This window comes from Spirillospora sp. NPDC049652 (genome assembly GCF_040675125.1).
GTDB lineage: Bacteria > Actinomycetota > Actinomycetes > Streptosporangiales > Streptosporangiaceae > Spirillospora.
Genome location: NZ_JBFAOF010000267.1, coordinates 1 through 8,121, shown reverse-complemented (window position 1 = coordinate 8,121; position 8,121 = coordinate 1). Strand labels below are relative to the sequence as shown.

The window sequence follows — 8,121 nt, the reverse complement described above, 5'->3', positions numbered from 1 at the left end:
CGCGTGGTGGCGACGACGATCTCGTCCGAGTAGCGGATCGAGACCAGCTCGCCCTCGCGGTCGAGCCGCCCGTCCCGCAGCGCGGCCCGCAACTGGCCCGCGAGCTGCGCGCCGAGCGGCTCCGGCCGGTCCCGGTCCACGGTGAGCGGCAGGTCGAACGTCGCCAAAGTGGTCTCCCGCAATTCCCTCGAAGTGGCCCTTCTGCGCGGTCCACTCGCCTCCTAGCGTAGGTCGCCATGAGCACTGGACACCCGCCGCCGCTGTCCGCCACCGACCGCACCGCCCTGCGCCGCAAGCGCGAGCGCGGACGGACCGACCGGGCCGAGCTGTACGCCGTCCTGGACGAGGGCCGCGTCTGCCACCTGGGCGTCGTGGTCGACGGCGCGCCGCGCGTCCTGCCGACCGCCTACGGACGCGACGGGGACACCCTCTACCTGCACGGATCGTCCGGCGCGTCCAGCCTCCTGGCGGCCCCCGCGGGCGAGATCTGCGTCACCGTCACCCACGTCGACGCCCTGGTCCTCAGCCGCTCGGCCAACCACCACTCGATGAACTACCGCAGCGCGATGATCTACGGGGTGCCGCGCCGGGTCACGGACGACGCCGAGAAGCTGCGCGGCCTGCGCGCGGTCGTGGAGAACGTCGCGCCCGGCCGGTGGGAGGCCGTCCGCGCCCCGAACCGCAAGGAGCTCGCCTCCACCGCCGTCCTCGCCCTCCCCCTGGACGAGGCGTCGGTGAAGGTCCGCGACGGCCAGGCGTCGGACGAGCCGGAGGACTACGCCCTGGACATCTGGGCGGGCATCGTTCCGGTCCGTACGACCTACGGCGCCCCGGTGCCGGATCCGGCGCTGCGGCCGGGCCTCGCGGTGCCCGGGCACATCCTGGCCACGTTCCCTACCGGATGACCCACCGCAGGCCAAGGGGCCGTAAGGTGAAGCCATGAATGAGCGGCTCGTTTGGGTGGACTGTGAGATGACCGGCCTCGACCTGCGCCACGACGCGCTGATCGAGATAGCCGCCCTGGTCACCGACAGCGAGCTCAACATCCTCGACGAGGGCGTCGACGTGGTGATCAAGCCGCCGCAGGAGTCCCTCACCCAGATGAGCAAGGTCGTGCGCGACATGCACACCTCCTCGGGCCTGCTCGACGTCCTGGCCGGCGGCGTCACCCTCGCCGAGGCCGAGCAGACCGTGCTGGACTACGTCCGCAAGCACGTCCGCGAGCCGAAGAAGGCCCCGCTCTGCGGCAACTCCATCGCCACCGACCGCTCCTTCCTGGCCCGGGACATGCCCGCCCTGGACGGCCACCTCCACTACCGCATGGTCGACGTCTCCTCGATCAAGGAGCTGTCCCGCCGCTGGTACCCGCGCGCCTACTTCGCCAGCCCGGAGAAGAAGGGCGGCCACCGCGCGCTCGCCGACATCACCGAGTCGATCGTCGAGCTCCGCTACTACCGCGCCGCCGTCTTCGTCCCCCAGCCCGGCCCGGACTCCGACACCGCCCGCGCCCTGGCCGCCGAGGTCCTCTCCCAGTCCTGACCCCCGCCCGGGGACCGGCTCGGAAACAGAGTGCGCGACCACCCCCCGCGAACCGCTACACTGATTCTCGCCGGGGCAAGCCCCGGCCCTGGTGGGTGTAGCTCAGCTGGCAGAGCACTTGGTTGTGGTCCAAGATGTCGGGGGTTCAAGTCCCCTCACTCACCCCAGGTGAGAGCCCGGTTCCGATCACGGAACCGGGCTTCTCCCTTTCCTACGACCGCAAAAGCGGTCTTGCACGGCCCCGGCTCGTAGCCCGTCTTCACAGACGTGGTCGGTCGCGTGTGCCCGGAGCGGAGTTCGCGGTCCCTGCAATGCGTGGGCAGCGGGCTTTGTCTTTTTGTCCGGCGTGGTGTGAGGGCGTTGCCAGACAACGGCACGCCCCGAAGTCTGAGGTTCGGCCGGTCCCGGAGGTCATCCGATCCCCGCCCCGCCGCAGGCCGGGACGACCTTGTTCCCGTCGCGCGGCCGGCCATCGCCCAGACTCCCCATCGAAGGGACGGAATACGTGATCAGAACCGTCGTCAAAGCCCTCGCCGTCACGGCCGCGGTCCTCCTGCCTGGCCAACTCGCGGCGGGCACCGCCCACGCCGCCGACCCCGTCTTCCAGATCTGGAACGTGGGGACCGGAGACTGCCTCGACAGCGACTTCGCCGGAGACGTCTACTCCGTCGCCTGCCTCCCGGCCTCGTCCAGCCTGGTCGACCACCAGCGGTGGATCAGGATCCCCGCGGACTACCCCGGCGGGGGTTACCTGCTCCAGAACAAGAAGACCAAGCGTTGCCTGCAGTGGTCCACCACCTCCACCAACGGCGTCTGGACGAACGGCACCTGCGACCGGACCAACCGCTGGCAGTTCTGGGGCCAGCGCTCGGACATGCGGCTCATCGGCTTCGGCGACCCGGACGTGCAGCTCTACGACGAGGCGGGGACCATCGACATCCGCGTCTACCCCATGCCCGCGTGGGTCAACCCGGCGGTGAACGCCAAGTGGGTGTGGGTGAGCAAGTGAGCACGCGCCGGACCGTGTTCAAGCGATGGCTGACGCTCGGCGGGACTCTGGTGGCGGCGGTGGGAGTGCTCACCGCGCCCGCGCAGGCGGCGACCCGTCCGCCCCTGCAGAAGATCACCGACGTGAAGGGCCCGCAGTACCAGCTCACGGAGAAGTACGACAGCCCGATGTCCCCGCCCCCGGGGTACGAGCAGGTGGGCATCGACGGCGCGTTGAGCGGTGACGGCCGGACCGCCCTCATGGGGGTCGGCGACGCCGCCTGTCCCAAGAGCGTGGGCGAGAGCCTTCCCAAGATGAAGATGCTCAAGGCGTTCTGCTGGGACAAGGAGATGCAGGGCGTCGCCGGTGACGTGACCCAGCAGCCGTGGGTGCCGCAGGGCATCGCGACCTCCGGTGAGGCGCGGGCCGGGGGCGTCGGCGCCGGGAAGCGGGCCGCGATAGCCGGCTGGAACTGGCAGAACGACGATCCGGCCAACGTCCAGCATCCGACGCCCGAGCGTCTGGACTACCGGCACAACTCCGTCAAGCTCGCCTTCGCGAACCTCGACGACGGGCAGTACCGCTGGGTCCTGCCCGTCTGGGACGACGGGACCGGCAACCTGCGCCGCGTGTACGGGCACGGCGGCGGGCTCGCCTGGTACGGCAAGTACCTGTTCATGGCTAACACGAGCAACTGGAACCACCAGACCGTGCCGCCCGGGGACGCCGGCAAGGGCGCCGTCCGGGTCTTCGACACCACCAGGATCTACCGGCGGCTGGACGGCCGGACCGGTGACTTCCAGTACGTCATGCCCGAGGTGCGGCGCTACACGTTCGGCGACTTCCAGCCCGACTACGTCTCGCTGGACCGCAACAGCGCCGGGGGCGCCAGCCTGGTCGTCGGGACCTTCCAGTCGTCCCAGTACACCCTCGCGGGCACCCGGATCGTCCGGTACGACTTCCTGGACTACGACTACCGCCTCGCCGCCACCGCCATCGAGGGCTGGCGGTCCACGACCCCCGCGGACAAGGCGTACGCGATCAGCGACGTCCAGGGGGTGCAGGCCGACGGCGACACCCTCTACATCAACATGTCCGGCGGCTGGGTGAACCCGCCGAAGGAGAACAACAGGTTCGCCGTCGTGAAGGTCAAGGGCGACCCGTCCACCTGGACGATCAGCGTCCGGAAGGACTGGGCCGAGCATCCCGAGGACCTCGCGCCCTGGTACGAGGCGGGCAGCCCGTACCAGGTCACCGAGCTCTGGGGCCTGACAGAGGCCGAGCAGCAGCGGGCGGTGTTCGCCGTCGCCCCGACCGTCCTCACGGGCTGACGCAGTCGGAGGGGCCGGACCCGATCCCGGGTCCGGCCCCTTCGCCGTGTCACGGGTGCCGGAGGAGGTCGGGGTCGTAGACGGCGGCGGCGAGCCTCATGACGTAGGGGGCCTCGGAGCCGTCCTGGCCGCCCGGACACATCGCGCAGGACGGTCCTGCCGTCCTCGGTCACGGCGACGTAGCCGTGCGCATGGGGGCCGGGCAGGCGCGGGTCGTGCCGGTCCAGGACGTAAGTGGCGCGCAGGTCCAGGGGCCGCAGGACGCGGCGTCGGACCTCGTCGGCGTAGGTGCGCCCGGTCACCTTCTCGATGAGCATGCCCGCGACGTAGTAGTTGAGGCCGTTGTAGCGCTGCCTCGTGCCGGGCGCGAAGTCCATGGGCGTGGTCATGGCGTCGGTGACGATCTGCCGGGGCGTCCAGCTGTCGAAGCGGTGGTCCACGAACCAGCGTTTCGGGTCGCCCTGCGGTGCGCCGAGGTGGCCGCCGGTGGGCAGGCCGCTGGTGTGGTCGGGACGGGGACGGGAGGGTGACCGGGCGGGGGTGGTTGTGGGGCGCTCGGGGTCAGGGTGGCGTCCGGGTCCGGCGGTTACAGATGGACACGACGCATGTTCACCAGCGTTCGGGTGGCGGCCGCTCGGGCCGGCCCGGGCGCGGGACGTCGGAGAGGACGCCGTGACCAACCCCGTGACCGTGGACCTGATGGACGCCGACCTGCTGAGCGACCCGTTCGAGGGGTACTCCCGGCTGCGCGAGCTGTCGCCGATGGTGCAGGTCGCCTTCGGCGGCCAGGGGTCGCCGCTCTGGCTCGTCACCCGCTACGAGGACGTCCGGGCGGTGCTGGGCGACCGCCGGTTCGTCAGCAGCCCGGCGAACGTGCCGGGGCTCGGGCTCAAGGACGTCCGGGCGACGACGGTCCGGAACATGGGGATTCCGGACGAGTACGCGCCGTACCTGCTCAGCACCGTCCTCGACGCCGACGGGGAGGACCACCTGCGCCTGCGGCGGCTGGTCGCCCGGACGTTCACCCCGCGCCGCGTCCAGGAGCTGCTGCCCCGGGTGCGGACCCTCACCGCCGAGCTGCTCGACCGGCTGCCCGTCCGGGACGGCGTGGTCGACTTCGTGCAGCACTTCGCCTACCTCCTGCCGATCACCGTCATCTGCGAGCTGGTCGGCATCCCCGAGGACGACCGTGGGCAGTGGCGGACCTGGGGCGACGCCCTGCTCCGGCAGGACGCGCGGGACATCGCCGCGGCCGTCGCGGGCATCGTCGACTACACCACGGAGCTGGTCGGGCGGCGCCGCGCCGAGCCGGCCGACGACCTGGTCACCGCGCTGATCCGGGCGCAGGACGAGGACGGCTCGGTGCTGAGCGGGTTCGAGCTGGTCACGATGGTGCTGTCGCTCGTCCTGGCCGGGCACCAGACGACCGCGAACCTGATCGGGAACGGGCTGGTGGCGCTGCTGGACCATCCCGACCAGCTGGAGCGGCTGCGCGCCGACCCGGAGGGGCTGATGCCCGGGGCCGTCCACGAGCTGATGCGGTGGTGCGGGCCGGTGCAGTCGACCCGGTTCCGCTTCGCGACCGAGGACGTGGTGATCGGCGGGCGGATCCTGCGGAAGGGGTCGCCCGTGATGGCGAGCCTGGTCTCCGCCAACTTCGACCCGCGCCGGTTCGAGGACCCGCACCGGTTCGACATCACCCGCCAGCCGGACGGGCGGCGCGAGGCCCACGTCGGCTTCGGGCACGGCCTGCACTACTGCGTGGGGGCGGCGCTCGCCCGCCAGGAGGCCGAGGTCGCGTTCACCGCCCTGCTGGAGCGCTTCCCGGAGCTGTCACTCGCGGTCCCCCGGGACCGGATCGAGCGTTCCCGGATGCCGGGGGTCTGGCACCTGGGCTCCCTGCCCGTCCGGCTCGGCCCGGACCGGGGCGGGGAGCAGCCGCCGAGTCGGGCGTCCGGCGGTCTCTGACGGACTTCGTGGAAGGTTGTTACGAGGCCGTTGGGAAACCGCGGAGACGAGGTCGCGAGGCACGGGACGGCGGTTGAACTGGACGGATGCCGTCGTTCCGAGCGTCCGGCCGTACCCGGTGGGCGCGGAGGGGAGCCGGGCGTCCCGCGGACCCCGTGGTGTCCGGATGATCGCCGGGTTATGCTCCTCTCCCTGCCCACCGCGAAACGCGACCACCGGAGACGGGATGAGCGTGGACGAGACGGCCCCCCTTCGCGTACTGGTGGTGGGCGGTGACGCGTCCGCCCGAGCGGACGTCGCCCGCCTGCTGTCGGCCAGCGACGAGCTGAACGTGGTCGCCGAGGCCGAGCAGGCCGCCGCGGCGGTCGAGCTGGCCGGCCGGCTGCGGCCCGACATCGTCCTGCTGGACGCGTCCGCCGCGCGGGCCGGGCGCACCGCCGAACTGGCCCGGGCCGCCCGGGTCTTCGTGCTCGCCGGGCCGGACGACCCGGCCACGGTCGACTCGGCCGTGCGCGGCGGGGCCTGCGGCCACCTGGTCCCCGGCGCGTTCACCGCCCGCGACGTGCTGCGCGGCGTCCGGGACGCGAGCCGGGTCAGCATGGGCCTGTCGGCCCGCGAGGCCGAGGTGATGGACCTGATCGCCACCGGCCGGTCCAACGGGGAGATCGCCCGGCAGCTCTTCCTCAGCGAGAAGACCGTCAAGAACCACGTGAACCGCATCTACGCCAAGCTCGGCGTCAGCTCCCGCGCCACCGCCATCGCCTTCTGGCGCGGCATGGTCAGCGTCCTGCCCGGCCGCGACTGACCACCCGTCTGACCTGCTTCGACGTCCTCTCGGCGACCGCTCCGCGGGCCCGGATGATCAGCCGCGGGCGGCCGGACGGGGCGGGCGGCGTGGGGTCGGATAACCGATTCGCGCAGGGCGCGGGGCCCTGCTAATCTTTTTCTCGTCGCCAGGGAGGCCGAAGGGCCGACCGAAAACGACACGCGCCGTTAGCTCAATTGGCAGAGCAGCGGACTCTTAATCCGCGGGTTCGGGGTTCAAGTCCCTGACGGCGCACCCGCCACGAAAGCCCCGGGATCGCTCACGCGCCCGGGGCTTTCGCGTTTTCTTCGCCGAGCGCCCGCACCGTCCGGACCGTACCTGGTTCACTGGGGGGCACTCCCGCCTTGCCGGGAGGCGACCGCCGCCGCTCGGTGAACAGGGGCGTAGCCGATGGACGAATACCAGGCGATCGTGGTCCGCAATCCGGACCACCGCGTCGTCGCCCTCTACGGCGACCTGGACGTGGCCAGCATGCCGGCGCTGGAGGCGGAGCTGTTCTGCCAGCTCACCGAGAGCGACCTGCCGCTCGTGGTGAGCCTGGACGGCGTCGCGTTCTGCGACACCGGCTGCCTGCGGTCGCTGCTGCAGGCCGCCCGGCACGCGGAGGCCGTGGGCTGCCGGCTGGCGTTCTGCTGCCGCCTCGAAGACCTCCTCCGGGTGCTGCGCGACGGGCGGATCAACCGGCACCTGGGGATCTGGCCGACGATCGAGGAGGCCGTCGAGGCCGTCCTGCGGCCCTGACCGGCGTCCTGCGGCCGTGAGCGGCGGGCATGCCCGCCCGCCGCGCCGCCCGGCGGGTCAGGCGCGGGCCCGGGTGAGGCGCGGGAGCACGGTCTGCGGGGTCAGCGGCAGGTCCCGGAAGCGGACGCCGGTCGCGCTGTGCACGGCGTTCACGATGGCGGCGGCCGTCCCGACCGTGCCGATCTCGCCGATGCCCTTGGTGCCCATGGGGTTGACGTGCGGGTCGTGCTCGTCCAGCCAGACGGCCTCGACGGACGGGACGTCCGCGCAGGTCGGGACGTGGTACTGGGCGAGGTCGATGTTCAGGAAGCCGCCGTCGGCGTCCAGGACGGTGTGCTCGGTGAGCGCCATGCCGAGGCCCATCGTCATCCCGCCGATGAACTGCGACCGGGCGAGGACGGGGTCGACGACGCGGCCCACGGCGTAGACGCCGAGCAGGCGCGGGACGCGCACCTCGCCCGTGTCGAAGTCGACGGACACCTCGGCGAAGTGCGCGCCGAACGCGTGCCGGGAGTAGCCGGTGTCGCCCTCGACCTCGGACGCGGTGTCGACGGACGCTTCGCGCGCACCGGGATCGGCGAGCAGCTTCTCGCACGCGCGCACGACGGCCGTCCCCCAGCTCGCCGTGCCGGTCGAGCCGCCGGCGAGGGGCGCGGAGGGGAGGTCGCTGTCGCCGATCTCGACGGTCACGGCGGACGACTCGACGTCCAGGGCGTGCGCGGCGATCC

The 8,121-nt window shown here is 72.1% G+C and carries 8 protein-coding genes, 2 tRNA genes and 1 pseudogene; 9 read left to right on the top strand and 2 right to left on the bottom strand.

The genetic code is table 11. From position 1 onward, the window contains the following. The first annotated feature begins 236 nt into the window (after window positions 1-236). The 5 genes from AB0J52_RS18640 to AB0J52_RS18620 all read left to right on the top strand — a co-directional run bounded on the left by AB0J52_RS18640 (window position 237) and on the right by AB0J52_RS18620 (window position 3,858). Window positions 237-905, top strand: coding sequence for a pyridoxamine 5'-phosphate oxidase family protein (locus AB0J52_RS18640; protein ID WP_500182843.1), 669 nt, complete (start codon window positions 237-239; stop codon window positions 903-905). 34 nt (window positions 906-939) lie between these two features. Further along, window positions 940-1,539, top strand: a complete 600-nt coding sequence (orn, locus tag AB0J52_RS18635; RefSeq protein ID WP_117357273.1) for an oligoribonuclease — start codon at window positions 940-942, stop codon at window positions 1,537-1,539. 91 nt (window positions 1,540-1,630) lie between these two features. Next, window positions 1,631-1,706 (top strand) — tRNA-His (locus tag AB0J52_RS18630). 338 nt (window positions 1,707-2,044) lie between these two features. Next, window positions 2,045-2,548 (top strand): RICIN domain-containing protein, encoded by a 504-nt coding sequence (locus AB0J52_RS18625; RefSeq protein ID WP_500182842.1) that lies wholly within the window; start codon window positions 2,045-2,047, stop codon window positions 2,546-2,548. Beyond that, entirely contained in the window at window positions 2,545-3,858 is a 1,314-nt protein-coding gene (locus AB0J52_RS18620) for a hypothetical protein (RefSeq protein ID WP_500182841.1), read from the top strand. Before AB0J52_RS18625 ends, AB0J52_RS18620 begins: the two co-directional genes overlap by 4 nt. 197 nt (window positions 3,859-4,055) lie before the next feature. Here the strand turns inward: AB0J52_RS18620 and AB0J52_RS18615 are convergent. After that, a pseudogene (locus AB0J52_RS18615) lies at window positions 4,056-4,538 on the bottom strand (serine hydrolase domain-containing protein); the annotation flags it as partial. Here AB0J52_RS18615 and AB0J52_RS18610 point away from each other — a divergent pair. The 4 genes from AB0J52_RS18610 to AB0J52_RS18595 all read left to right on the top strand — a co-directional run bounded on the left by AB0J52_RS18610 (window position 4,531) and on the right by AB0J52_RS18595 (window position 7,393). After that, window positions 4,531-5,826, top strand: coding sequence for a cytochrome P450 family protein (locus AB0J52_RS18610; protein WP_500182840.1), 1,296 nt, complete (start codon window positions 4,531-4,533; stop codon window positions 5,824-5,826). The pseudogene AB0J52_RS18615 and the gene AB0J52_RS18610 sit on opposite strands and share 8 nt — an antisense overlap. A 226-nt stretch (window positions 5,827-6,052) precedes the next feature. After that, window positions 6,053-6,631 carry a LuxR C-terminal-related transcriptional regulator gene (locus AB0J52_RS18605; RefSeq protein ID WP_500182839.1) on the top strand — a complete coding sequence of 193 codons (579 nt, stop codon included), beginning with the start codon at window positions 6,053-6,055 and terminating at the stop codon, window positions 6,629-6,631. A 182-nt stretch (window positions 6,632-6,813) separates the two neighbouring features. Then, window positions 6,814-6,886 (top strand) — tRNA-Lys (locus AB0J52_RS18600). Window positions 6,887-7,042: 156 nt separating this feature from the next. Then, a complete protein-coding gene (locus AB0J52_RS18595) occupies window positions 7,043-7,393 on the top strand; it encodes an STAS domain-containing protein (protein ID WP_500182838.1) in 351 nt (116 codons plus the stop codon). Between the two features lie 57 nt (window positions 7,394-7,450). Here AB0J52_RS18595 and AB0J52_RS18590 read toward each other — a convergent pair. After that, window positions 7,451-8,121: xanthine dehydrogenase family protein molybdopterin-binding subunit (locus AB0J52_RS18590; protein ID WP_500182837.1), on the bottom strand; the 671-nt coding region annotated here is incomplete at its 5' end.